Here is a 25,025-nt window from a genome sequence, read left to right on the forward strand (position 1 = left end):
AAAAATCACAAGGAGAATGAAATGATTTATCTGGATAACGCGGCTACAAGCTTTCATAAGCCGGACTGTGTGCCTCGTGCTGTGGTGGAAGCCATGCAGCATGCAGGAAACAGCGGAAGAGGCAGCAGCGGAGAAGCAATGGCAGCCTCAAGGCTTATTTTTAATACAAGATGCCAGATTGCAGAGATGTTTGACATATGGGGACCGGAATGTGTGGCCTTTACATCCAATGACACGGAAGCGCTCAATATCGCCCTGCAGGGAACACTTCATCCGGAGGAAGAAACTATCCATGCGATCTGTACGGAGATGGATCACAACAGTGTGCTCCGTCCACTGTACCGCCTGGAAAAAAACGGCATGAAGCTTACGATCCTGCCGGCAGACCGCAAGGGACGGATCTCCCTTACGGAGCTTGAAGCAGCCATCCGTCCGGAGACGAAGGTGATCGTCTGTACCCACGCTTCCAATCTGACAGGAAATCTCAATGATATCTACGCCATCGGTGAGATCGCACAGAAGCACCAGAAGCTTTTTATTGTGGATGCTGCTCAGACAGCAGGAGTATTTCCGATTTCCATGAAAAAAGATCATATAGATATTCTTTGCTTTTCCGGACATAAGGGCCTTATGGGACCTCAGGGCACAGGAGCCATCTGTGTTCGGCCGGGGGTAGCTGTGGAGCCTCTGAAGGTAGGCGGAAGCGGCGTCCTCACCTTTCAGAGGGAGCATCCGCAGGATATGCCGGAGGCACTGGAGGCCGGAACCCTGAATAGCCACGGGATCGCAGGCCTTGGCGCAGCAATCAGCTGGATCAGGGAAACCGGGACAGAACAGATCCGAAAAAGAGAGCAGCAGCTGATGTGGCGTTTTTATGACCAGGTAAAGGAAATTCCGGGAGTCACCCTGTACGGAGATTTTTCCGGAGAAGAACGCTCCCCTGTGGTGACTCTGAATATTGCAGGGATGGACTCGGCAGAGGTGGCCATGATCCTTGATGAAGAGTACGGGATCAGTGTAAGAGCCGGCGGTCACTGTGCACCGCTGATGCACAAAGCACTGGGAACCGAAAAAACAGGAGCCGTCCGCTTCAGCTTTTCTTATTTTAATACGGAAGAAGAGGTGGACACTGCTGCCGGGGCGGTAAAGGAGCTTGCCGAGGAATAAACAGCGAAAGACGGACAGAAAGGACACAGAGAATGTATCAGACAATATATGATGTGGTAGAAAAAAGAGGGCGTGTAAAAACAGGAATCCTTCTGAACGGAAAGGATGCCGGGCTGAAATATCTTTCGGAAGAAGGAAGCTTTTTTTATCCGGAGGGAGCAGAAAGAAATAAAGAAGCAGAAGAATTCCTGAAGGCTTCCGTGGAAGCAGCCGTGGAAACCGGCGTTGTGAAAAACGGAGACCGGGAGATATTTGTGGAAACCTACGAGAAGAATCCCAGGCTGATCATACTGGGTGGCGGCCATGTTTCTCTTCCGGTAGCAGAGATCGGCAGGATGCTGGGCTTTCATGTAACAGTCATGGATGACCGGGAGGAATTTGTGACGGAGGAAAGATTTCCCATGGCAGATGAGAGGATCTTTGGAGAGTTTGATACCCTGTCTGACAGGATCCCTCCCTATGAAAATGCCTACTATGTAGTGGTGACACGAGGCCATCTGGGAGATTCCGCCTGTGCAAGAGCGATCCTTAAGAGACCTTTTGCATATTTCGGAATGATCGGAAGCAGGACAAAGGTGCGGATCACCAGGGAAAAGCTCCTGAAAGAGGGCTTTACGGAGGAACAGCTGGATCAGATCCATGCCCCCATCGGACTTCCTATCGGAGGACAGATGCCGGCTGAGATCGCCGTGAGCATCATGGCAGAGATCGTGCAGGAAAAGAACCGGCATTTCCGCACCTACTGTGATGAGGAGGTGGAGGCAGCAGTACGCCGCAGGACACCGGGCACCATGGTCACGATCATCGAGAAGAAGGGCTCTTCACCAAGAGGAACCGGGAGCAAGATGTTCGTATTCCGGGACGGAAGCACGGCAGGAAGCATCGGCGGCGGAAAAGTGGAGTTTGAAGCCGGAAAACACGCAGTAAATATCCGAAATACGGAAACAAAGGTTTACGAGCTGGGACAGGGGGCAGGAGATCTGGGAATGATCTGCGGCGGAACTGTCCGGGTGCTTTTTGAGCCGGTAAATATGTGAAAGAACCGGCCAGGACTTGCATAATATTGCAGAATCGTGTATATTGGACGCAGAGAATTTTTTACCGGCGTATAAGGAGGAATCGGATAATGAAGAAAAAATGTATTATGGCTTTGATAATAGGCGCGGCTTTCCTTGCACAGGGCTGTGGATATGAGGAAGGAACCGATGCAGTGGTAACAGTAGTAGATTCCACACCGACGCCGGAGCCCACAGAGAAGCCGAAGGCAACTGCAACACCTACACCGAAGGCAGCAGCAGATTCCACAGCAGACGGAGCAGCAGCGGCGGCAGACTCCACCACAGCCGGGGCAGCAGATCCCGCAGCACAGACAGCAGCTACGGAGCAGACCCCAAGCGGCATCAACGTACAGGCTCAGGATGCCACCTACTATGCAGTGGAGGGTGTGAATTTACGTTCTGACGCCAATGCAGAGGCAGAGTTTGTGGCAGGTGTCCTTTCCGGAGAATCCCTGAAGTGTACCGGTGTCTGTGACAATGGATGGATCCGTGTGGATTATAATGGACAGACCTGCTACGCATCCGGTGACTATGTCAGCACAACCCCGCCGGTAGGAGCAGTGGCGGCAGATACTACCGCAGAAGATACTACCGCAGAAGCAGCACAGTAGAGCACAGACTACAGGCTTTGACCAGATCAGGGAAATCCTGATCCTGCTTCAATTGCAGATATCTCCTTGATATAATAAAAAAACAGGCAGCTGTATCCGATGAAAGAACATCGATACAGGCAGCCTGTTTTTTTGTTTCGGCATATAGTCCAGTCCGTTCAGAACACAAGGATCATGCCAGCGGATCGTACCCGCAGATCATTCCGGATAAACAAGACGGTCCGGTTTGATATCGTAGAGAACCTCGTTCAGGAATTTCTTTGCCAGATATTTTGCCATGCCAAGGTTCATATCCAGATAATTTCCGCAGTCCTTGGGAGAAGCTCCCGGGATCTCACCCTCAAAATCGCGGATAAATTCAAACATCTCGATCATCAGCGGAACGATATCTCTGGATTCATAATCCCCGTTAAGAAGAAGATAATTTCCGGTACGGCAGCCCATAGGACCCCAGTAAATGACCTTCGGACCAAACTCCTTATGGTTCCGCAGGAAGGTAGCCGCCAGATGCTCCATGGCGTGAAGCTCGGCTGTGTTCATAACAGGCTCCTCATTGGGAGAAGTCATACGGATATCGAAGGTAGTGATCACCTGATCTCCAACCGGATCCTTACGTGAAACGTATACGCCAGGCTGAAGCTTGATATGGTCAATGGTAAAACTTGTGATCTTTTCCATGTTGATTCCTCACTTTCTTATATGTACGGAGCCCATAATAAGCTCCATACATGATTTTAGCAGAGAACCGGAAGAGATACAAGGCAAAACAAAGGGAATCCTGCACCTGGTTCCGTGCAAAGTTGACTTTATGAAAAGATGATGTTAAACTGAGAAAAGCTTACAGGGGGGAGAGTGAAAAGCTCACCTGAAAATGCCGGAACAGGCGTTTTCGGGATCTGATAAGGAGGACTTATAAATATGAAACGTAAGGTTTTAGCCGTATTATTTGCGACAGCTCTTACCGCAGGAATGCTTTCCGGATGCGGAAGCACAGACAGCACTTCTGACAAAGCAGACAAGAAGGAAGAATCTCTGGAGGAAGAAACCTCAGAAGGACAGACAGGCGTAGATGAAGAGACAGCAGCCAATGCAGTATCCGAGGAGGAGGCTGAGGCGGCAGGCTTTTCAGATCATGAAGAAAGCGCCGATGATCAGGAGGCTTCCGGTAATGCAGGGGACACTTCACATGAAACCGAAGCTTCTGCAGACAGCTCCGCAGACAGTACAGAGGATACAGACAGCGCAGACGGAGAATTTTCCGATGGTTCCGAGGATGCACAAATGGCAGGAACAACTGTGATTGATACCAGCCAGCAGCTGACAGGAACCCATCATGCTGCCATTACCGTAAAGGACTATGGTGAGATCGATGTAGAGCTGGATGCAGACACTGCACCCATTACAGTCACAAATTTTGTAAAGCTGGTACAGGACAATTTTTATGACGGTCTGACCTTCCACCGGATCATTGACGGATTTATGATCCAGGGCGGAGATCCAAACGGAGACGGAACCGGCGGAGCAGAGGACACCATCAAGGGCGAATTTTCCAGTAATGGAGTGAAGAACGATATTTCTCATGTAAGAGGAACCATTTCCATGGCACGCAGCACAGATCCAGACAGCGCAAGCTCTCAGTTCTTTATCGTACAGTCTGATTCCACACATCTGGATGGCGACTATGCTGCATTCGGACACGTGACCTCCGGGATGGACATTGTAGATCAGATCTGCAAGGATGCCAAGCCGACAGACGGCAACGGAACCATTGCAAAGGACCAGCAGCCGGTGATCGAGAGTATCCGTATGGTTGACTGACAGGAGGGACAGGGATGCTGAAAGGGAAAACAGTGCTTCTTGGCATCACAGGAAGTATTGCTGCGTACAAGATCGCATATCTGGCAAGTGCATTACATAAGCTTCATGCAGATGTTCATGTACTGATGACAGAGAATGCAACGAACTTTATCAATCCGATCACATTTGAAACACTGACCGGGAATAAATGCCTGGTGGATACCTTTGACCGGAACTTTCAGTTCCAGGTAGAGCACGTATCCATTGCCAAGAAGGCAGATGTTGTGATGATCGCACCAGCCAGTGCAAACGTGATCGGAAAGCTGGCCAATGGCCTTGCGGATGATATGCTCACCACTACGGTAATGGCCTGCAGATGTCAGAAAATTCTTTCACCGGCCATGAATACCGCCATGTATGAGAATCCCGTGGTACAGGACAATATCCGGAAGCTGAAAAACTACGGATATGAGGTGATTACACCGGCCAGCGGCTACCTGGCATGCGGAGACACCGGAGCCGGAAAAATGCCGGAACCGGAAACCCTTCTGGAATATATCCTGAAGGAAGCTGCCTTCCAGAAAGACCTTGCCGGCAAAAAGCTCCTGGTAACGGCCGGACCTACCCAGGAGGCCATCGACCCGGTCCGCTGTCTCACCAACCATTCATCCGGAAAGATGGGATACGCCATTGCAAAAATGGCCATGCTCAGAGGAGCGGAGGTTACGCTGGTAAGCGGACCTACTGCTATTGAGCCGCCCCTTTTTGTGAAGGTGGTACCTGTGACATCCGCCAGAGATATGTTTGAAGCAGTCACCGGCTTAAGCAATGAACAGGACATCATCATCAAGGCTGCCGCAGTGGCAGACTACCGTCCGAAGCAGGTCAGCGAAGACAAGGTTAAGAAAAAAGACGATCAGGCTTCCATAGAGCTGGAGAGGACAGACGACATTCTGAAATATCTGGGCCAGCACAAAAAGCAGGGCCAGTTTCTCTGCGGATTTTCCATGGAGACCAGAGACATGCTCCGCAATTCCAGAGCTAAGCTTGAGAAGAAAAACCTGGATATGGTGGCAGCCAACAACCTGAAGGTAGAGGGCGCCGGATTCCAGGGAGATACCAATGTCCTGACTCTGATCACACAGGACGAAGAAGTGTCACTCCCGCTTATGAGCAAGGAGGATGCAGCGTTAAAGATCCTGGATAAGATCCTTCTGCTTACCACAAAGGCAGAAGCATAGCTACAGAGCCGGTCAGGGAACCGGTTTTAACAACGAAAAGCGGAACAAAAAGATCACCGCTTTCCATCACCGTATTGTATCCGCAGAAAACGCCGGGAAATGCTGTATTTCCGGAAATATTCACAGAGCGGAACGGTAACAAGGAGGAGAAGAAATGAAAAACAACAGATTTACAACAGCGCAGCTTACGTTACTGGGCCTGATGGCAGCGATCCTTCTGCTGATGGCCTACACACCACTGGGATATCTGAACATCGGGCCACTGGCCATTTCCTTTAACGTGATCCCGGTAGCCATCAGTGCAGTCGTCCTCGGACCTGTAGGAGGAGCCGTGGCAGGTGCGATCTTCGGCCTGACCAGCTTTCTCCAGTGCATAGGAGTAGGCGGCTCCAGTGCAATGGGAGTTGTGCTTTTCGGTATCAATCCGGTATTTGCCTTTATCCAGCGCTTCATCCCACGTCTTCTGGACGGTATCTGCCTCGGATATATTTTTAAAGGCATGCGAAAGGTCAGCAATACCTATGTGGCATGTGCAGTAACCGGATTCTTTTCCGCATTCCTGAATACACTGTTCTTCATGGCGGCACTTGTAGGACTGTTCGGAAATACCGATTATGTAAAAAATCTGATGGGCGGTCATAACATCATCATCGGCTGCTGTCTCATGGTAGGGATCAACGCAGTATGCGAAATGATTTCCTCCACAGTGATCACAGGAGCAGTGGGAGCTGCACTTTCCAAGGCACATCTGATCCCATCCGCACAGATCAGCCGTGAGAAGACAAAAGCATAAAGACAGGGAAAATAAAATTATGATATTAGCAATTGATATTGGAAATACCAACATAGTCGTGGGTTGCATCGATGATCAGAAAACATACTTCATCGAGAGACTTGCTACCGTAAGAACAAAAACAGAACTGGAATATGCCGTAGACCTGAAAACTTTACTGGAGATCTACCACATCAAAAAGGCAGACATAGAAGGCTGTATCATTTCATCTGTAGTCCCGCAGATCACCAACATTGCCAAGCTGGCAGCAGAAAAGATCCTCAAAAAAGAAGTCATGGTCCTGGGACCAGGAGTAAAAACAGGTCTGAACATCATGATGGACAACCCCGGACAGCTGGGCGCGGATCTTGTGGCAGACGCTGTGGCAGGATTAAATGAATATCCGGTTCCGTTTATTGTGATCGATATGGGAACCGCTACTACAGTTTCGGTTGTCAACAGCAAAAAGCAATACATTGGCGGAATGATCCTTCCTGGCATCGGAATATCCCTGGATGCACTGACAGCCAGAGCATCCCAGCTCAGCGGGATCAGCATCGATGCCCCGAAGCATGTGATCGGGCGCAATACCATCGAATGCATGAAAAGCGGCGTGCTCTACAGCAACGCAGCAGCCATCGACGGGATCATAGACCGGGTGGAAGAAGAGCTTGGTGAGAAAACAACCGTGATCGCAACAGGCGGTCTTGCAAAAAAGATCATTTCTCACTGTAAGAAAGAAATCATTCTGGATGAGGACCTTCTGCTCAAGGGACTCCTTGTGATCTACAAAAAAAATAAATAAAAACAAAAAAATCAGCTGCCGGTGCAGGAAACACGTACCGGACAGCTGATTTTTTTACTGTAGAAATGCTCTGCGGAAATCCTCAGGCACAGGTGCCAGGAAACACATAGGCTCCCCGGTGATGGGGTGAACAAATTCCAGCTGGAAGGAATGCAGGGCCTGGCGTCCGATCCGGTCAAAAACCGGATGATACAGAAAATCCCCCGGCAGCGGACAGCCGATATATTTCATATGCACCCGGATCTGATGAGTCCGCCCCGTATCCAGATGCAGCTCCACAAGAGCATATCCGTTGCTGACTGCAAGACGCTCATAATGAGTCACGGCAGCCTCCCCACGCTCAAAATTAACCTCCCTTGTGATCACAGAAGCATCCATTCTCGCAACAGGAGCGGAGATCGTCCCCCTTTCCGGCGGGATCCCGTCAGTAAGTGCAAGATACGTACGTCGGATCTGACGCTGCTTCATCTGGGCAGAGAGAAGAGCCCCGCTCAGAGGGTTCTTGGCCAGCACCAGCACCCCGGTGGTATCCCTGTCCAGTCGGTTGATGCAGCGGTAGACAAAAGCCTTTCCCTGCTGCTTATAATACCAGGCAACACCGTTGGCAAGCGTATTCTCGTAGTTCCCGGCAGAGGGATGCACAGGCATATCAGCAGGCTTGTTCAGCACAAGGATATCCTCATCCTCATACAGGATATCCAGAGGCAGCGGCACCGGAATAATGGAAGACTCTGATCCCTCCCCGGTCTCCTCCGGAACAAGGATCCGGAGAACATCCCCCTCTTTTAGAACTGTCCTGCCAAAAGTCGGCTCCCCGTTCAGCAGGATCGCATGCTCCGCCCGCTTCATAGTCGTCAATATATGTTTGGAAAAACCCTTCTTCCGAAGAAACCCAAGAACATTTACCCCGGACTCCCCGGTTGAGATCGTATAGGTAATAATTCTCTCCATAGAAAAAAATCCTTTTCTGAAATTTAGCAGGCCAAAAGCCAAAACGCGCGGCCTGCGAGTATAGTATAGCATTTGTGCATGGAAATGTCGATTAGACATAAAAAAAGAGCTGGTACAAGAGGAAATATCCTTGGACAGCTCGTGGATTATGGGATTTGTGTCGCTTATTATCTTCATTAGCCGAAAAAAAGCCTGAAACACTGTTAAATGCTGGCTTTTCCGGCAAGCTGACCACGATTTTGACCACTAATAATTGGAAAGAAAGAGGAAAATGCCTGAAAAGTATTGATTTTACGCGGATTTGCGCAAGAAAAAAGTGACCACTTTTAGTGACCACTAATGTTAGATTTCGATGATTATCAGACTGTTTATTTACTTTTTGATAGAAAACTGCTACATATGATGCTTAAAAAACACATTATTAGCATGCTTCATGTCTTTGGCACGCCTTGACAGGAAAATCATGGTATTTAACATGGTGTTATATCTTTTTTTCTGGCTAATGAAGATATTAAGCGATACCTGACAGCAGAAAGAGATGCCATGAAAACAGGATACAGTATCAAAACATGGAAAATGCGGCTCTTTTGTCCGGAAAAGCAGATGATCGAAACAACCGAAGCCCTGTATCGGGAAGCCGTAGCCTTTTACTACGAGCTACTGAAAGAAAGAGAAGAACTCTGGGCCGAAAATCTGCTGACCATCCAGGGACATCTGGAAAAACTCACTGTTCCCGGAAGAGACGGAAGAGAACCAAAGTACATCCCGCCAGGCGGAAAGCTCCCCGTTTACTTTCGGAGATCTGCCATGAACAAAGCTGCAATGGCAGTAAAGACCGCAGCAAGCGCAGAAAGCTTCCCCGAAAAGATCGATGCCAACATCACCTTTTTCAAGGGAATGTACAAAGACCTGACAGACACCTCCGTAGTGCTGAAGCTCTGGAACGGAAAGAAATGGATTTGGGTACTATGCGGACTTACAGGACGCCCCTTCCCCAAGGAAGCAGCGATTCTTTCCCCAACACTGGTCCATGAGGAAAAATGGCTCATGTTCCATGTCCCTGTCAAGCAGGAAAACTCCGATGCCCGGACAGCAAAGGAACGAATGCAGGAAGGCGCCAGAGTATGTAGCGTCCGCTTTACCAATACGGACAGCTTTGCAGTATGCACAGTTCTGGATGAGGGATCCAGGCAGCTGGCTGTAAAAAACTGCAGAGGTGGAAATGCATACCGACATCATTGCAAAGCTTTGCTGAAAAAAGTAGAAGCATCCAGGGCATTTACCGATAAAGACAACGTCAGTCAGCCAAACAGGAAATATTACATGCATCTCAAGCACCTGAATGAACATTATGCACATCAGGTCAGTAAGGAGATCATGGATTTCTGTAAAGAAAATCACACCGGGATACTGGTACTGCCGGAGTATGATGAAGATTTTTCTAGGATATCCATGTACAGGAGTGGCAATTATTCGCCCCTTCACTTAAGTATCCGCATCCGGAATTATCTGAAATACAAAGCCTGGGCAGAAGGAATCCTGGTACTTGAGCTACGCGCCGACGGAACAGAAAAGCAATGTTCCATCTGCGGAGCCACCGGAAAAAAACAGGGCAGCATATTCATCTGCCAGAACGGCCATCAGGTCAACCGCTTCCTGAACGGCGCCCGAAACCTGGGCCGCAAATGCCAGGAAAGCTTCCGGAAAAACAACAAACCAAGTTAATAAGCGGCAGGAATGCCTCTTATATATAAATGCTGAGTGATCAGCAAGAGAGGAAGCGCCAGTGACGCCTTCTTTCCGGTTGAATACCGCCAGGCGGCCCAACGCAGGCGTCGTCGAAGAACTGTGCCCTTTGGGTGTGGGGTGTATTCGAAGTTATAAGAATGAAGAGTAGTTAAAAATATATTTATGCGTATAACATACGGGTTTGTTGAACTTATATATCTAAAAAGCCTGCAAATGAGAGATATATTTCTTATATAAATGCTGAGAAGAGAGTTATGAAAAAAGGTAATACTAAAAAATTCTCATTCCGATGTATACATAAATATTTTTGGGAGATAAAGGAGCTAGAGAACATGAAAGTATGTTTAGTAGGTTCATCAGGTGGTCATTTAACCCATCTTTATATGTTAAAACCTTTTTGGAAAGATAAAGAGCATTTTTGGGTAACATTTGATAAAGAAGATGCGAGAAGTCTCTTAGAAGGAGAAAAAATGTATCCTTGCTATTATCCAACCAATCGTAGTCTAAGAGCACTTATTAAAAATACGAAAATTGCATGGAAAGTACTTCATAAAGAAAAACCAGATCTAATCATTTCGTGTGGCGCAGCTGTGGCTGTTCCTTTCTTTTATCTTGGAAAGAAGATGGGCGCAAAACTGGTTTACATTGAGGTGTTTGATCGTATTGATAAGCCGACAATGACCGGCAAGATGGTTTATCCCATTGTAGATAAGTTTATTGTGCAGTGGGAAGAACAGAAAAAGGTTTATCCGAAAGCAATTAACCTGGGCAGCATATTTTAGGTAGGGGACGAAAACGATGATTTTTGTGACGGTAGGAACACATGAACAACCATTTAATCGGTTGCTCAAAAAAATAGACGAATTGAAAAAAAATGGAACAATTCAGGATGATGTGATTATTCAAACGGGATTTAGTACATACAGGCCCCAATGTTGCCAGTGGAGTAAATTACTCCCTTATCAGCAGATGGTCAAAAATGTGGCAGATGCTCGTATTGTGATTACCCACGGAGGACCAGCGAGTTTTATTATGCCACTGCAGATTGGAAAGACGCCGATTGTCGTGCCACGGCAGCATCAGTTCAATGAGCATGTCAATGATCACCAAGTGGAGTTTGCGCGTAATGTGTCAAAACGTATGGGTACGATTATTGATGTAGAAGATATTGAAACGCTAGGAGATATTATAACAAACTATGACAAGATTGTTGCTGGGATGGGTCATGGCATGATCAGCAATAACGAGAAGTTCAACGAGGAACTGGAAAAGCTGGTAGGTGAAATGTATGGAAGATGAGATGATAGCTAAAGTATTAGTAATAATGGCAACATATAATGGAGAAAAGTATTTACAGGAGCAACTAGATAGCATTTTACGGCAGAAAAATATTCAAGTCGATATTCTTGTAAGGGATGATGGTTCGAACGATAAAACAAAAGAAATTCTTGAGTGCTATTCAAAAAACAATAAGTTGAATTGGTATACAGGAGAGCATTTAAATGTTCAAAAAGGTTATTTTGATTTGATGAAAAAATCTGCAAAATTCGAGTGGGATTATATTGCTTTTTCTGATCAAGATGATGTTTGGGATACGGATAAATTATATATTGCAGTGCAATCGTTGAAATCAGTAAATAGAGGAATTCCGGCATTATATTATTGTGGGCAACGATTGGTTGATAGAAACCTAAATTTCTTATCAAATCATGAATTGAATGATAAAAGAACATTGATAACCAGATTTATTCTATCTGATTTTGCAGGATGTACAGGTGTTTTTAATAGAGAATTATTGAATGCAGTAATTCAGTATGAGCCACAGTATATGCTAATGCATGATACATGGATTCTTAAAGTGTGTCTTTGCTTGAATGGAAAAGTATTTGTTGATACGAAACCGCATATGAGCTACCGACAGCATGGAGGAAATACAGTTGGTTTGGGAAGAAGTTTACCTGCGTATTTTAAACAGGTGAATCAATATTTGAACGAATACAATGTTGAAGCACAGATGCAAGAACTTCTAAAAGGCTATGGAAATATAATGGTACCTGAATATGCGACATTGGCAAAGCAAGTATGTGGATACAAAAAATCATTCAAAGCTAAGAAAAGTTTGTTGAATAAGAGATATATAAATTTTTATAATAAAGGGTTGAATCTGACATACGATATCAAGGTTCTCCTTAATAAATTGTGAGGGAAATTATGTTGTTTAGTATTGTTGTACCAGTATATAACGTTGAAAAATATATTGAAGATTGCCTGGAATCGATAATTTATCAAATCGATGATGAAAAAAACTATGAAATAATTTTGGTGGATGATGGGTCTACAGATAGAAGCGGATCGCTTTGTGATGAATATCAGAGAAGACATCCAAACTTAATAATGGTATATCACAACACAAATCATGGCCTTTTATGGACACGACGTTTTGGATTTAAGCAGGCGAAAGGTGATTATGTTATAAATTGTGATTCAGATGATTTGCTTGAGGATGAAGCACTTGTAAAGTTGAAGAAGATTGTAAAAAAATATAAATATCCTGATATCGTCATTTATAATCACAATATTTATGATGGAAAAAATAAAACAATTGCATTTAAAGATATTTTTACTAGTAATAAGGAGTGTATTGTAGAGAGAAAAGACGTTTTAAAAGAATTTCTCTGCTACCACAGTATTGTGAGTGTGTGTGGAAAAATGATTAAACGAGACTGCATTGATGTGGAGAAAAAATATCAGCAATTTGGACGAATCAGCACAGGAGAAGACACATTGCAGTCAATTGAATTTTTTAGTAATGCAAAAACCTTTGTATATCTAAATGAGACTATCTATAATTATCGTTGTGGGTCAGGAATGACGGGTAAGTTTGATGGAAATTATTATTTTACATTTAAAAAAATCTTTGAAGAAATCGAAAAACAGAGTGGAAAGTGGGAAGTTCCAAACTTTGATGAATTGTTTGCTATAAAAGTATTGCAAACGGCTGGGCGGGCAATTACACAGTCGCGCTATAATCACTGGAAATCCATGAGAGAACAGGTAGAATACTTGAAAAAAATTCGTAAAGATGGAATGTTCCAGGAAAACACAAAGTACTTAGATGTAGTGAGAAAAAAATTGCAGAAGGATCACTATATTTTGCTAAAATTATTGAAGAATAATTTAAATATAATAATTGTTTTGCTTTTAAATATAAAAAATGTGACGGATAAAAATAATTAATAAATATAGGAGTTACAACATGGAAAAAGTATTATCTTTAAGTATTGCTGCATATAATGCGGAAAAAGATATTGCAAATTGTTTGGATTCATTAATTCGCTCCAATGTACTTGAACAGTTGGATATTATTGTAGTAAATGATGGCTCAAAAGATCATACAGCAGAGATTGTCCAGAAATATGTAGAAAAATATGGAAATTCCATTCGATTGATAAATAAAAAAAATGGAGGACATGGTTCAACAATTAATACCAGTATTAAATATGCTTGCGGAAAGTATTATAAAATTTTAGATTCTGATGATTGGGTAAATAGTGAAAATTTAAATAGACTTGTAGCATTTTTAGAGAAAACAGATACAGACATGGTATTAAATCCTTATGATGAGATTGAATATAATACCAGAACAAAAACAAGGCAGATGAATCCTTGGGACAATGAGGTTAGTTATGAAGAAGTTCATGGATTGGAGGAATTGGACAAAGTTGTATTATACATGCATTCGCTTACATTTCGTAGAGAAGTAATCCAGAAAATGGGGGCAATTATTGATGAAAATTGTTTTTATGTAGATATGGAATATTGTATATTTCCACTTTTGCATATAAATTCTTTTGTATGTTTAGATTATCCTGTTTATCAGTATTTACTTGGTTCTCAGACACAGAGTATGAATATGGAAAATATGATTAAACGCCGAGATCAGCATCTAAAAGTAACTGAACGACTGGTTTCATTTTATAAAAAACATGAGGATGATTTGAATATCAAGGTGAAAGAAATTGTTATATTGAGAATTAAATATGCGATTTATAATCAATATGTAATTTATCTACATATGTCTCCTAAAGAAGCTATAAATGAAATTAAAAGATTTGACGAATGGTTAAAAAAACGGAATAAAGAGTTGTATAACGGACCTAAAGGCAAAATTATGGAATTTATTAAAATTAACAGAAAAACTAACTATAGTTTTTTTATACCAACTACAATTTTGTTTAAGAAGATTGGAATGCTTAAGTAGTCGATTTTTTTTAATCAGAGTTATTGGAAAAAGGTAAATCAGAGTAGGATGATATGAAAAAATTAATAAAGATTAATAAAGAAACTTTATATTTAGTAGGATATTTTCTCATGGGATTATCAGCAGTGGTAATTGGAAATTCATATCTGTTTGGAGCTAATAGATTTCAAATATGTGAAGTGGTACAGTACTTATCAGCTGTGATATTTTTATGGTCTTTCTGCATCGATAAATATAAAATCTTTGATTTTGTGAGTGCTTTTCTATTTGGAGTTGTAATACTTATATCAGCAATTATCATGCATGATATTACTTTTGCGTTATATGGAATATCCATTGTTACATCTCTTCATATTGATGTACGTAAAATTGTGAAGAGTAGTGTGATAAATAATGCTATCTTTTTATGCATAGTTATTATACCAGCTTTGTTGGGGTTCATACCGGATGATATTTATTATCATGAAAATATGAAAGCACATTGTTTGGGATTTGCATATTATTCAAATGTTCCATGTATTATTTTAATGGAAACGTTTGCAATTTATTGGCTTATTCGGTCTAAAAAGATGGAACGATTGTTCTTGATTTTAAGTTTACCTGTACATATCTTGGTATATAAAGTATGTACAGTACGTTTGGAATTCTATGTATATATTATTTTCATGTTGTTTGTTTTGATATTAGCAAGCATAAACGTTAATAAGCAGCATAAATTTATGACCTGTATTGCTACGTTTATGTATCCGCTTGCGGCAGCATCAGTAATTTTAGCATCTTTAAAATATAAGAGTTCTGCAATTATATCTGCGTTCAATGTAATGGTTAATTACAGGTTGAAATTTAATCTGCAAGGTTTTGAGCAATATGGAGTAAATTTGTTAGGACAGAGAATAAAGTCTAACCAAGAATATATAGATCAAAATTTTGTTAATCATTATTTTTATATAGATTGTGGATATGTTTATATGCTCATAGGATATGGATTGATTTTATTTGCAATAATAATGTTTTTGTATACTTATCTTTCTCATTATGCTATGAAAACGAACAATATTAAATTAATTAGTTGGTGTTTTGCTATATGTGTTTTTTCAGTAATTAATAATATTATGTTTAATACAGCATTGAATCCATTATTAATTTTAGGAATAAAATTATTGTTATCCAATAAGATTACGGATGAGAAAAGAGAAGGGATGCCAAATAGAGTGGTTACAAAACAAAGACGGATCAAGATAAAACTTTGATAACACTGAGAATATTTAGAGATTAGTTTTTATAAAACACAGATTGAAAGCTAAACTTTAATTTTTTAGAAATTGAAATTTATGAAGGAATCATAACATATGGCAAGTCATAAGAAAATGATGCAAACCAGCATAAAAAAAAATTATATATATAATACGATATATCAAGTGCTCTCTTTAATCACTCCATTGATCACTGCACCATATATTTCCAGAGTGTTAGGTTCTAGCGGAGTTGGAATTTATAGTTACACAAATTCAATAGTGACGTATTTTACACTATTTGCAGCTTTAGGAACAGCTTCTTATGGACAGCGAGAAATAGCAATGCATCGTGATGATCCGGAAACATCTTCTAAATTGTTTTGGGAAATTGAAATTCTTTCACTTACGACTACAGCAGTATCATTAATAGTTTGGATAGCATGGATTTTTATTTCAACACAGTATACAGCAATTTATAGTGTACTGACTTTATCAGTTTTGGCGGTTGCGTTTGATATATCCTGGTATTTTGGAGGATTTGAAAAATTTAAATATATTGTTATTCGAAATACTTTGGTCAAAATCACAGGAATTATATTACTGTTTCTTTTTGTAAAAAAAGAAACCGACATATTCCTGTATGTAGGCATTATGGCTGCCACAGGATTGATCGGTAATATTTCTATGTGGACTTATCTTCCTAAATTATTAACGAAAGTAGAGTTTAAAACGCTTCATCCATTCAAAATCCATTTAAAGCAGACGTTCGCATACTTCATACCTACAGTTGCAACATCTGTTTATACTGTGTTAGATAAAACAATGATTGGCGCAATTACTAAGTCTGAAGAATTAAACGGTTATTATGAGCAGGCGACAAAAATTATCCGTATGATAGAAAGTCTGCTTTTTTCTTTGAATACGGTAATGGTTTCCAGACAATCGTATCTTTTTGCCGAAGGTCGGACAGAAGAAATTAAGGATAAAATTAATAAAAGCTTCGAATTTATTTTTGCGCTTGCGGTTCCAATTATGTTTGGAATTTGGGGAGCTGCAAGGAATTTTGTTCCATGGTTTTTTGGAAATGGTTATGAACCGGTAGTTACGCTTCTGTATTTAATGAGTCCATTACCGTTGGTGATCTGTATTAGCAATATTATGGGGTCGCAATATTTAACCCCTTCAGGTCAGCGTGCTAGAAGCTCCAAAGGAATTATTGCGGGAGCAGTAACCAATTTTTTGCTGAATCTGGCATTGATTTATAAATATGGTGCAAATGGTGCTACGCTTGCAAGCGTTGTGGCAGAGTGTGTCATCAGTGCTATTTATGTTCACATGAGCAAGGGATTTATAAATTGGAAAAAAATTTTGAATGTTCTTTGGAAGAAACTGATTGCTGGTTTTGTGATGTTTTGGGCAGTATTGTTTATAGGTGGAAACTATCAGGGAAGTATAAGCATTTCTGCATGTCAGGTCATATTTGGCATGGCATTATATGGAATTATGTTAATTGTGTTAAAAGATAATGTTATTTATGATGCTTTGAAAATCATAAGAAGAAGGAAATAATACTTGAAGATATTTCTATAGCATATTTTATGCCCGGAAGAGTGGAGGAATAAATACTAAAATGGTTGATTTAAATATAGAGTTGCCAGATGGATTTTTAGATGAGGAAGTCAGATGTGGATATACGGTAGCATCAAAGATGAAAGAGGTCTGGGCGGTTGAATTAGATATTACTGCGAAAATCATAGAAGTCTGTGAAAAATATAATATAAAGATTTTTAGTGATGGCGGAACAACCCTTGGAGCTGTCCGGCACAAAGGATTTATCCCATGGGATGATGATATTGATTTTGAAATGGACCGTGAAAATTATAATAAACTGTGTGAGGTTGGAATGAAAGAATTTAAATATCCGTATTTTTTTCAGACCGAATATACAGATCCAGGTTCTTTGCGCGGACATGTTCAGATCAGAAGAACTGATACGGCAGCTATATTGGCAAATGATACCAGGAAAAATATAAAGTTTAATCAAGGTATATTTGTAGATATATTTCCATTTGATAATATCCCGGATGATGCAGAAGAAGAAAAAGCACTTCGGAAAAAAGTTGCCATGTTGAAGGAAAAAGCTTATAAAACCAGCCTGGTCTGGAGTGATTTTGCATCATCAGATAGCAAAATAAAACAGTTGATAAAGACATTATATTATCCACTTTATAAACTAAAAAGCAAGAGTTCTCTGTATTATTATAAAAAAATGGAAGAGGCGGCAGTAAGCTATGATTCGATAATCTGTGAAAAAAAAGGTCCCTTATCATTATCTCCATTGAATACAAAGTTTTACAGATATAAAGATGATTTTGATAAATGTGAAATGATGGATTTTGAATTCTTAAAAATACCAGTACCAGTTAATTATCATGCTATTTTATCGCGGACATATGGTGATTATATGAAATTTGTTATAGGTACTTCGCTACATGGAAACGTTTTCTTTGATACAGATAAATCATATACAGAATATACAAATAGATAGAAAGAGAAAAGGTGAGATAGTGAACAGATATTTGTTTGAAGTTTTATGTTTCATTGAGAAAAATGGAAAAAAGGAATATGGAATCAGAGAAATATCTGATGCGATTCAGATTTCGGGGAATACTGTATCTAAAAGTTTGCAGGAAGCCAAAATTTCTGGGTATATTGAGGGAAAACAGATGCTTTCTATAACTTCAAAAGGTATAGAAGCACTTGAACCCTATAGAGTTAAAAAGGCGGTTATTATGGCAGCGGGGTTTGGAGCAAGAATGATGCCTGCTACCGCTGACAGACCGAAGCCCATGGTAACGGTTAATGGCAAACGAATTATAGATACGTTGCTTGATGCGCTGGTGAAGGTTGGTATTAAAGATATTGTAATAATAAGGGGATATAAAAAGGAACGGTTTAATGAAATTCTTGAAAAATATCCATTTGTGCGTTTTATAGATAATGACCGGTATGATAAAGAAAATAATATATCTTCAGTGATCTTAGCTTCGAAAGAGATTAATAACGGTTATCTTTGTGAAGCGGATCTATATATTACAAATCCAGAGGTGCTTAGAAAATATCAATATGTATCTAATATTTTAGGTTCCTATTCACTGGAGACAGATGATTGGTCATTCAGACTTAAAGATGGTTATATTTCGGAATATCAAAAGGGTAATACCTATTGCTATAATTATTATGGTATTTCCTACTGGACAAAGGAAGATTGTCAGAAACTAAGATCAGACTGGGCTGAAATATATAAAGACAATAAAGGCGTTTTCTGGGAGGAAGTTCCTTTAATTCTCAAAAAAGAAAATTATAAAGTAGAGATAAGACAATGCAATAAACAGGATATTATGGAGATAGATAATTATTATGAACTTGCTCAATTGGATGAAACATATAGATAAGGATGATTGATATGAATATAACGATAGTAGGAGCAGGGAATATAGGGACTCAATTTGCTGCTCATTGTGCAGAAAATGGGCACAAGGTTGTAGTTTACGGCTCAAAACCGGAAAAAATAAACAAACTTTTAACAGTTGTAAATGAAGAGAATGAAATTATTCATCGTGGAATCATTGAGAAAGCAACAGATGATGAGAAGGAAGCATTTTCCAATGCTGATCTGGTCTTTGTGACCATGCCTGCTACACTGATGCGGCTGAATGCACAGAAAATAGAGCCTTTTGTTAAACCAGGGCTGAAAATATGTATTGTTCCGGGCACTGGTGGTGGAGAGTGTGCATTTTATGGATGTATTAAAAAAGGTGCTACAGTTTTCGGGGTACAAAGAGTGCCAAGTGTTGCCCGCCTTACTGAATATGGAAATACTGTAAAGGCAATTGGATATAGAGATGAAATGTTTGTGGCTGCGATACCACATAAAGAGACGGGAGAATGCTGTAAGATAATTGAAAATATTATTGGTATTAAAACAACGCCACTTCCTAATTATTTAAATATTACACTTACTCCTTCGAACCCTATTCTCCATACCACGCGGCTCAGAAATTTGTACGGAGATTGGAAAAAAGGGGTTGTCTACAAGAAAGTTCCCCTTTTTTATGAAAACTGGAATAACGAAACGTCAGAGCTTCTTATCGCCTGTGATACAGAGGTTCAGCAGTTATGCAAGACGTTGCCGTTTAACTTATCCTATGTAAAATCATTGTGTGTTCATTATGAAAGCCCGACTGCAGAAGCGATGACAAAGAAGATATCGGGAATTACCGGATTTAAGGGACTGACAAGTCCAACGATAAAAGTAGAAGGGGGATATATCCCTGATTTTAATTCAAGATATTTTACCGCTGATTTTTCATACGGGCTGGTGATTTTAATACAGATCGCGGAGTATGTAAATCTTGATGTGCCTAATATGAAGGAAACCCTTCAGTGGTATCATGATCTTGTAGGTGAGAGAGAGGAATATAATTTCAAAGATTACGGAATTAATACATATCAGGATTTTGTGGATTTTTATTCACTTTAATAGTTGCGAAAATGTAAATAAAAGTGATGCTGCAGTTTCATACCTTGTTGAGAAGAGCATATAACTGCGGAAATGATTAAATTGGGTGAAGATATATTACTTCTTGATTTTGTAAACATATCATCAGCAAACTGATTCTTTTCTGACTTTTATACAAGACTTAATGTAAAAAATGAAGGCAGCAATGAAAATCCATATTTGTGCAAAGAGCATTAAAGCGGCAGAGAAAATATACTCAAATCAGTTATGAGATGGATATTTTGCAAAATAACGCATGAGAGGAAGAAGAGTTAATGAAAAAAGATGAATTCAATATATTAAATAGTTTTTATAATGGTAGCGTTGGACGAATTAATTGTTCTTCTGATTTAGACGTTAAAAAGTCATTACAAAAACAAGAAGTTTTTAATTATTTAATACAAGCGGGACTGATAGCGAAAAATGGATCTAAAATCACTGCTACTGGGCTTGAAGCTTTGGAACCATATCGTGTAAATAATGCTGTGATTTTAGCAGCTGGTGCATCTACTCGTTTTATTCCTTTATCTTTGGAACAACCTAAGGGCTTATTTGAAGTAAAAGGAGAAAAGCTGATTGAAAGACAGATTCAGCAGCTTCAAGATGCCGGAATAAAGAACATCACGATTGTGCTTGGATACAAAAAAGAAATGTTTTATTATTTGGAGGACAAATATGGAGTTAATTTTATAATAAATGAGTCTTTTAATATAAAGAATAACATAGAAAGTTTGTACCTGGCAAAAGAAAAACTGAGAAACACGTATATATGTGTAAGTGATAGCTATTTTGTTGAAAGTCCTTTTAATCAGTATGAGTATCAGACATTTAACGCAGGGATAAGTATTAAGAAAAAAACGAATGAGATGTATGTTGATACTGATGAAAATGGAAAAATCATTATGATGGAAAAAAACAGGAATTCAGGAAAAGTATTATTTGGACATTCGTTTTGGAATGAGGATTTCTCGAACGCTTTTATTAAACTTATGGAAGCAGACAGGACTGTCGGAAAGTATAATCGGAGTTTTTGGGAATGGATGGTTAAAGATAATCTGAATAATCTGCCATCATTCTATTTTAAAGAATATGAAGAAGGAAATATTTATGAATTTGACTATTTCGAGGATTTGAGAAGGTTTGACAGCCAGTATCAGGGACATACACATAGTGAAATTATCCGTAATATTAAACTTATTTTCAGATGCGATGAAGAAGATATCGTGAATTTTCGCAATGTAAGTGAGGGAATGACAAATACATCATTTATTTTTGAAATTAATGGTGTGGATTACATATACCGTCATCCCGGGGATGGGACGGACAGCATTATTAGTCGTAAAAATGAAAAAAATTCTCTGATTAAAGCAAAAGAAATAGGGATTGATCCTACTTACATTTATGCTGACATTAATGAAGGATGGAAAATATCAGTATTCGTATCAGAATTCAGAGAACCGGATTATAATTCGTTTAAGGATTCAAAAAGAATTATAAGTGTACTCAGAAAACTTCACGGTTCGGGTATTAAAGTTGATTATGGGATGGAACCATGGAAAGATTCATTGGAGATTGAAAAACTACTTCGAAAAAAAGCCCCGGAATGTTTTGAAAAAAATGAGAAATTAAAAAGGAAGATCGAATTACTTTATAAAAAGACTGTTGGTGATGGGGTCGAAAAATGTTTTTGTCATGGTGATACCTATAAACCTAACTGGATGATTAAGCCAGACGGTAATGTAATACTTATTGACTGGGAATATTCAGGGTATTCTGATCCAGGAATCGATGTTGGATATTATATTGTTGACGCAATGTATGATTTCGATGAAGCGGAACGCTTCATAAAAGAATATTTACAAGATAGTTATACTGAGAAGAGGTATTATCATTTTTGGGCATATACGGCTATTATTGCTTATTATTGGTACGTATGGGCATTGTATCGGGAATCCTGTGGAGCAGTTATGGGAGACGCTCTTATTAATTGGCGAGATATGGCAGAAAAGTATGCAGATCATATTTTAGACTGTGAAGGAGAATGATATATGAAAGAGAATAAATTGGTTCGAGTACTTGGATTAAAAGAATCTATCAGCATGACGATAGGAACTGTAGTAGGGGTAGGATTGTTTACTTGTGGCTCAGCACAAATTGGCTTAGTGGGATCGTGGATTATAGGATTTACATTTATAGCATTGCTGATTTCAATTTGGCCATGCCTTATTTATGGAGAGATGTCCGCTGCGTTGCCCTGTGCAGGAGGAACATATAATTACGCAAAACGAGGATTAAACAGGGTTTGGGCCAATATGGCAGGATGGCATTATATCATTTCAGTTGTAGCAATTGGTGCAGGAGAGACACTTGCATTTGCTAATTATTTTAAAATTCTATTGGAACAATTTAATCTTAACATTGCATGGCTGGATTCTCGCGTAATTGCGATTGCTCTTGTAGCTGTTTTTTTAATATTAAATTATCGAGGAATTGAACAATCCGGGAAGGCGCAGATAGCATTTATGTTTTTTTTCTGGGGCTGTTCTGTTTGTTGGTTTTTGTACATGATTCCCAAAATACATATAGAATATTTTGGCGGTATTGCAATGAATAGTCTACCACCTTTTAATGAGATGATGTATATCTTTGGACTTGTATGGTGGTGCTATACAGGATTTGAAACTTGCGTATCTATGGGAGCAGAGACGAAATATCCGCAGTATACGTTACCCAGAGCTCTTAAGATCTCTGTATTTTTAGTATTTGCGTTAAATGCATTATTCCAGTGGTTTCTTGTTGGACTTGTTCCTAAGAAATTTTATGGTGTTTTGGCAGTGGCAGATGCGCCTTACGCTGAGGGATTAAAGGCTGTTGGATTAGTCGGATTTCCAATTATACTTTTATGTATTGGTATCGCATTTGGCGGAGATTTATCTACAATTAATCCAGGTATCGCGGCACCAGCTAGATATATTTATACAATGGCAGAAGATGGAGCCCTTCCGTCGTTTCTTAGCAAGATTCACCCTAAGTTTAAAACGCCGTATGTGGCTATAATAGGCGTTGGGCTTATTAACTTTATTTTGATCGCAACAGGATCTATAAATTATATTGCTTCCGTTTCATTGATTTCATTAGCTATATGTTATATGATTGGCTGCTTATCCTATATAGGACTTCGTAAAAGTTATCCGGATATGAAAAGGCCATATAAAGCTCCTTTAGGCGTATTAGGCTGTTTGGTTACTATTGTAATATATTGCTTTATGTTACTCTTTGCTGATAAAGTTGCCTTACTTACAGCAGGAATTATTACAATAGTATGTATTGTATTTTATTATGTATATACACATAATAAGGGACATCAGATGCTTTCAATTGAGGAAGAAATTGGTGATATTGAAGAACCAGATGTTTTAACTAAAGAAAAAATGGATAGAGAATATAATATTTGGAAGATTATTACTATAATAGTAACGATAGTTGCCTTGGGAATATACATTATTCCGATGTTGTTTTGATTATTGTGATTTTATCAAGTTCTGTCTTTTTTAATTAATATGATTCCAGATGTTATTTTTAAGAAACAGCAAAATTCAGGTATTGAGAATCAAAAATGATTATTATTATAGTTGTCAATGGTGAGATCGTGATGATTTTAGCTTTAAAATTACAAAATATGAGGAGTGAATGATAATGTATGATTATTTGGTAGTGGGCTCCGGCTTATACGGTGCGATTTTCGCTCACGAAGCAAAAAGATTAGGAAAGACAGTTCTTGTAGTGGACAAACGGCCTAATATTGCAGGAAATGTCTATACAGAAAAAATTGAGGGAATCAATGTGCATAAATACGGTGCGCATATTTTCCATACAAATAATAAAAAAATATGGAACTATGTCACACAGTTTGCGGAGTTCAACCGTTTTACAAACAGTCCGGTTGCAAACTATAAAGGAGAGTTATACAGTCTTCCTTTTAATATGTATACCTTTAATAAAATGTGGGGTGTTGTGACTCCGGAAGAAGCTGCTGAGAAGATTGAAGAACAGAGGAAAGAATCGGGGATTACAAAGCCTGAGAATCTGGAGGAGCAGGCAATTTCGTTGGTTGGACGTGACATTTATGAGAAACTGATCAAAGGTTATACGGAGAAACAGTGGGGACGTGACTGTAAGGATCTTCCTTCGTTCATTATCAAGCGCCTTCCAGTGCGCCTGACTTTTGATAATAATTATTTTAATGCACTGTATCAGGGAATTCCGGTAGGCGGCTATACAAAACTGGTAGCAAATCTTCTGGAAGGAATTGAAGTTCGCCTGAATACAGATTATCTGGAGGACAAAAAAGAACTGGATGCCATTGCAGATAAGGTGGTTTATACGGGCCCTATTGATGCGTATTTTGGTTATACACTGGGAACTCTGGAATATCGTTCTGTTCGTTTTGAAATAGAGACTTTGGACAAGCCGAATTTCCAGGGAAATGCAGCTGTGAATTATACAGACCGTGAAACTCCGTGGACCAGGATCATCGAACATAAATGGTTTGAGTTTGGAAAGGATGAGGAGGGTAATGACCTTCCGAAGACTGTGATCAGCCGTGAGTTCAGTTCTGAGTGGAAGCCAGGAGATGAACCTTATTATCCTGTAAATGATGAGAGGAATAGTGCTCTTTATGGAAAATATAAGGAACTGGCAGAAAAGGAAGAGAAGGTGATTTTTGGCGGCCGTCTGGGTGAGTATAAGTATTATGATATGGATCAAGTGATTGCGGCAGCATTGCAGTGCTGTGACCAGGAATTACATTAATTGAT

22 protein-coding genes and 1 pseudogene are annotated in these 25,025 nt (G+C 40.0%); 21 read left to right on the top strand and 2 right to left on the bottom strand.

Going from position 1 to position 25,025, the window contains the following annotated elements; all coding sequences use genetic code 11:
• Positions 1 to 21: 21 nt before the first annotated feature.
• From CCC17_RS13070 to CCC17_RS13080, 3 genes are all read left to right on the top strand, one after another.
• Positions 22 to 1,167, top strand: coding sequence for an aminotransferase class V-fold PLP-dependent enzyme (locus CCC17_RS13070; protein WP_287083238.1), 1,146 nt, complete (start codon positions 22 to 24; stop codon positions 1,165 to 1,167).
• A 32-nt stretch (positions 1,168 to 1,199) separates the two neighbouring features.
• Positions 1,200 to 2,204, top strand: coding sequence for an XdhC family protein (locus CCC17_RS13075; protein ID WP_270485469.1), 1,005 nt, complete (start codon positions 1,200 to 1,202; stop codon positions 2,202 to 2,204).
• An 89-nt stretch (positions 2,205 to 2,293) separates the two neighbouring features.
• The gene (locus tag CCC17_RS13080) at positions 2,294 to 2,836 is read left to right on the top strand and encodes an SH3 domain-containing protein (RefSeq protein WP_195655978.1); all 543 of its coding nucleotides are present in this window, start codon (positions 2,294 to 2,296) and stop codon (positions 2,834 to 2,836) included.
• A gap of 198 nt (positions 2,837 to 3,034) precedes the next feature.
• Here CCC17_RS13080 and CCC17_RS13085 read toward each other — a convergent pair whose 3' ends face one another.
• The gene (locus CCC17_RS13085; RefSeq protein ID WP_015524777.1) at positions 3,035 to 3,514 is read right to left on the bottom strand and encodes an S-ribosylhomocysteine lyase; all 480 of its coding nucleotides are present in this window, start codon (positions 3,512 to 3,514) and stop codon (positions 3,035 to 3,037) included.
• A gap of 636 nt (positions 3,515 to 4,150) precedes the next feature.
• On the opposite strand from CCC17_RS13085, the pseudogene CCC17_RS15255 reads away from it, so the two are divergent.
• The 4 genes and pseudogenes from CCC17_RS15255 to CCC17_RS13105 form a co-directional block, all read left to right on the top strand.
• Positions 4,151 to 4,654, top strand: a pseudogene (locus CCC17_RS15255) (peptidylprolyl isomerase); the annotation flags it as partial.
• Positions 4,655 to 4,668: 14 nt separating this feature from the next.
• The gene (gene coaBC / locus CCC17_RS13095) at positions 4,669 to 5,874 is read left to right on the top strand and encodes a bifunctional phosphopantothenoylcysteine decarboxylase/phosphopantothenate--cysteine ligase CoaBC (protein ID WP_287083239.1); all 1,206 of its coding nucleotides are present in this window, start codon (positions 4,669 to 4,671) and stop codon (positions 5,872 to 5,874) included.
• A 154-nt stretch (positions 5,875 to 6,028) separates the two neighbouring features.
• Positions 6,029 to 6,667, top strand: a complete 639-nt coding sequence (locus tag CCC17_RS13100; protein WP_059085617.1) for an ECF transporter S component — start codon at positions 6,029 to 6,031, stop codon at positions 6,665 to 6,667.
• A 19-nt stretch (positions 6,668 to 6,686) separates the two neighbouring features.
• Positions 6,687 to 7,451, top strand: a complete 765-nt coding sequence (locus CCC17_RS13105; RefSeq protein ID WP_021651710.1) for a type III pantothenate kinase — start codon at positions 6,687 to 6,689, stop codon at positions 7,449 to 7,451.
• Positions 7,452 to 7,505: 54 nt separating this feature from the next.
• Here CCC17_RS13105 and CCC17_RS13110 read toward each other — a convergent pair whose 3' ends face one another.
• The gene (locus CCC17_RS13110) at positions 7,506 to 8,402 is read right to left on the bottom strand and encodes an RluA family pseudouridine synthase (protein WP_287083240.1); all 897 of its coding nucleotides are present in this window, start codon (positions 8,400 to 8,402) and stop codon (positions 7,506 to 7,508) included.
• Between the two features lie 603 nt (positions 8,403 to 9,005).
• Here CCC17_RS13110 and CCC17_RS13115 point away from each other — a divergent pair.
• From CCC17_RS13115 to glf, 14 genes are all read left to right on the top strand, one after another.
• Positions 9,006 to 10,127, top strand: a complete 1,122-nt coding sequence (locus CCC17_RS13115) for a transposase (RefSeq protein WP_287083241.1) — start codon at positions 9,006 to 9,008, stop codon at positions 10,125 to 10,127.
• A gap of 356 nt (positions 10,128 to 10,483) precedes the next feature.
• Complete coding sequence (gene pssD, locus CCC17_RS13120; protein ID WP_118753112.1) at positions 10,484 to 10,933, top strand: PssD/Cps14F family polysaccharide biosynthesis glycosyltransferase; 450 nt, start codon at positions 10,484 to 10,486, stop codon at positions 10,931 to 10,933.
• A gap of 16 nt (positions 10,934 to 10,949) precedes the next feature.
• The gene (locus CCC17_RS13125; protein WP_227573980.1) at positions 10,950 to 11,450 is read left to right on the top strand and encodes a glycosyltransferase; all 501 of its coding nucleotides are present in this window, start codon (positions 10,950 to 10,952) and stop codon (positions 11,448 to 11,450) included.
• Entirely contained in the window at positions 11,440 to 12,354 is a 915-nt protein-coding gene (locus CCC17_RS13130) for a glycosyltransferase (RefSeq protein WP_227573981.1), read from the top strand. The genes CCC17_RS13125 and CCC17_RS13130 overlap by 11 nt, the downstream gene beginning before the upstream one ends.
• An 8-nt stretch (positions 12,355 to 12,362) precedes the next feature.
• Complete coding sequence (locus CCC17_RS13135) at positions 12,363 to 13,388, top strand: glycosyltransferase family 2 protein (RefSeq protein WP_227573982.1); 1,026 nt, start codon at positions 12,363 to 12,365, stop codon at positions 13,386 to 13,388.
• Positions 13,389 to 13,407: 19 nt separating this feature from the next.
• Positions 13,408 to 14,412, top strand: coding sequence for a glycosyltransferase (locus CCC17_RS13140; protein WP_227573983.1), 1,005 nt, complete (start codon positions 13,408 to 13,410; stop codon positions 14,410 to 14,412).
• Positions 14,413 to 14,465: 53 nt separating this feature from the next.
• Positions 14,466 to 15,662 (top strand): hypothetical protein, encoded by a 1,197-nt coding sequence (locus CCC17_RS13145; RefSeq protein ID WP_227573984.1) that lies wholly within the window; start codon positions 14,466 to 14,468, stop codon positions 15,660 to 15,662.
• A 99-nt stretch (positions 15,663 to 15,761) separates the two neighbouring features.
• The gene (locus tag CCC17_RS13150; protein WP_227573985.1) at positions 15,762 to 17,216 is read left to right on the top strand and encodes a flippase; all 1,455 of its coding nucleotides are present in this window, start codon (positions 15,762 to 15,764) and stop codon (positions 17,214 to 17,216) included.
• Between the two features lie 61 nt (positions 17,217 to 17,277).
• Entirely contained in the window at positions 17,278 to 18,195 is a 918-nt protein-coding gene (locus CCC17_RS13155; protein WP_227573986.1) for a LicD family protein, read from the top strand.
• A 19-nt stretch (positions 18,196 to 18,214) separates the two neighbouring features.
• Positions 18,215 to 19,102, top strand: coding sequence for a sugar phosphate nucleotidyltransferase (locus CCC17_RS13160; protein WP_227573987.1), 888 nt, complete (start codon positions 18,215 to 18,217; stop codon positions 19,100 to 19,102).
• Positions 19,103 to 19,113: 11 nt separating this feature from the next.
• Complete coding sequence (locus CCC17_RS13165) at positions 19,114 to 20,190, top strand: NAD/NADP-dependent octopine/nopaline dehydrogenase family protein (protein ID WP_227573988.1); 1,077 nt, start codon at positions 19,114 to 19,116, stop codon at positions 20,188 to 20,190.
• 293 nt (positions 20,191 to 20,483) lie between these two features.
• Entirely contained in the window at positions 20,484 to 22,253 is a 1,770-nt protein-coding gene (locus CCC17_RS13170) for a phosphotransferase (protein WP_227573989.1), read from the top strand.
• A 3-nt stretch (positions 22,254 to 22,256) separates the two neighbouring features.
• Positions 22,257 to 23,729, top strand: a complete 1,473-nt coding sequence (locus tag CCC17_RS13175) for an APC family permease (protein ID WP_227573990.1) — start codon at positions 22,257 to 22,259, stop codon at positions 23,727 to 23,729.
• A 175-nt stretch (positions 23,730 to 23,904) separates the two neighbouring features.
• Entirely contained in the window at positions 23,905 to 25,020 is a 1,116-nt protein-coding gene (gene glf / locus CCC17_RS13180; protein WP_330577343.1) for a UDP-galactopyranose mutase, read from the top strand.
• Positions 25,021 to 25,025: the final 5 nt, after the last annotated feature.

Source organism: Blautia sp. LMAG:36 (genome assembly GCF_008680535.1).
GTDB lineage: Bacteria > Bacillota > Clostridia > Lachnospirales > Lachnospiraceae > Blautia_A > Blautia_A fusiformis.

Coding starts and splice junctions, on each gene's coding strand:
- CCC17_RS13075 (WP_270485469.1), top strand. CDS start 1,200: ATGTATCAGACAATATATGATGTGGTAGAAAAAAGAGGGCGTGTAAAA.
- coaBC (WP_287083239.1), top strand. CDS start 4,669: ATGCTGAAAGGGAAAACAGTGCTTCTTGGCATCACAGGAAGTATTGCT.
- CCC17_RS13170 (WP_227573989.1), top strand. CDS start 20,484: ATGAAAAAAGATGAATTCAATATATTAAATAGTTTTTATAATGGTAGC.
- CCC17_RS13130 (WP_227573981.1), top strand. CDS start 11,440: ATGGAAGATGAGATGATAGCTAAAGTATTAGTAATAATGGCAACATAT.
- CCC17_RS13100 (WP_059085617.1), top strand. CDS start 6,029: ATGAAAAACAACAGATTTACAACAGCGCAGCTTACGTTACTGGGCCTG.
- CCC17_RS13155 (WP_227573986.1), top strand. CDS start 17,278: ATGGTTGATTTAAATATAGAGTTGCCAGATGGATTTTTAGATGAGGAA.
- CCC17_RS13115 (WP_287083241.1), top strand. CDS start 9,006: ATGATCGAAACAACCGAAGCCCTGTATCGGGAAGCCGTAGCCTTTTAC.
- CCC17_RS13140 (WP_227573983.1), top strand. CDS start 13,408: ATGGAAAAAGTATTATCTTTAAGTATTGCTGCATATAATGCGGAAAAA.
- CCC17_RS13150 (WP_227573985.1), top strand. CDS start 15,762: ATGGCAAGTCATAAGAAAATGATGCAAACCAGCATAAAAAAAAATTAT.
- CCC17_RS13165 (WP_227573988.1), top strand. CDS start 19,114: ATGAATATAACGATAGTAGGAGCAGGGAATATAGGGACTCAATTTGCT.
- CCC17_RS13135 (WP_227573982.1), top strand. CDS start 12,363: ATGTTGTTTAGTATTGTTGTACCAGTATATAACGTTGAAAAATATATT.
- CCC17_RS13125 (WP_227573980.1), top strand. CDS start 10,950: ATGATTTTTGTGACGGTAGGAACACATGAACAACCATTTAATCGGTTG.
- CCC17_RS13105 (WP_021651710.1), top strand. CDS start 6,687: ATGATATTAGCAATTGATATTGGAAATACCAACATAGTCGTGGGTTGC.
- CCC17_RS13145 (WP_227573984.1), top strand. CDS start 14,466: ATGAAAAAATTAATAAAGATTAATAAAGAAACTTTATATTTAGTAGGA.
- CCC17_RS13110 (WP_287083240.1), bottom strand. CDS start 8,402: ATGGAGAGAATTATTACCTATACGATCTCAACCGGGGAGTCCGGGGTA.
- pssD (WP_118753112.1), top strand. CDS start 10,484: ATGAAAGTATGTTTAGTAGGTTCATCAGGTGGTCATTTAACCCATCTT.
- glf (WP_330577343.1), top strand. CDS start 23,905: ATGTATGATTATTTGGTAGTGGGCTCCGGCTTATACGGTGCGATTTTC.
- CCC17_RS13070 (WP_287083238.1), top strand. CDS start 22: ATGATTTATCTGGATAACGCGGCTACAAGCTTTCATAAGCCGGACTGT.
- CCC17_RS13080 (WP_195655978.1), top strand. CDS start 2,294: ATGAAGAAAAAATGTATTATGGCTTTGATAATAGGCGCGGCTTTCCTT.
- CCC17_RS13085 (WP_015524777.1), bottom strand. CDS start 3,514: ATGGAAAAGATCACAAGTTTTACCATTGACCATATCAAGCTTCAGCCT.
- CCC17_RS13175 (WP_227573990.1), top strand. CDS start 22,257: ATGAAAGAGAATAAATTGGTTCGAGTACTTGGATTAAAAGAATCTATC.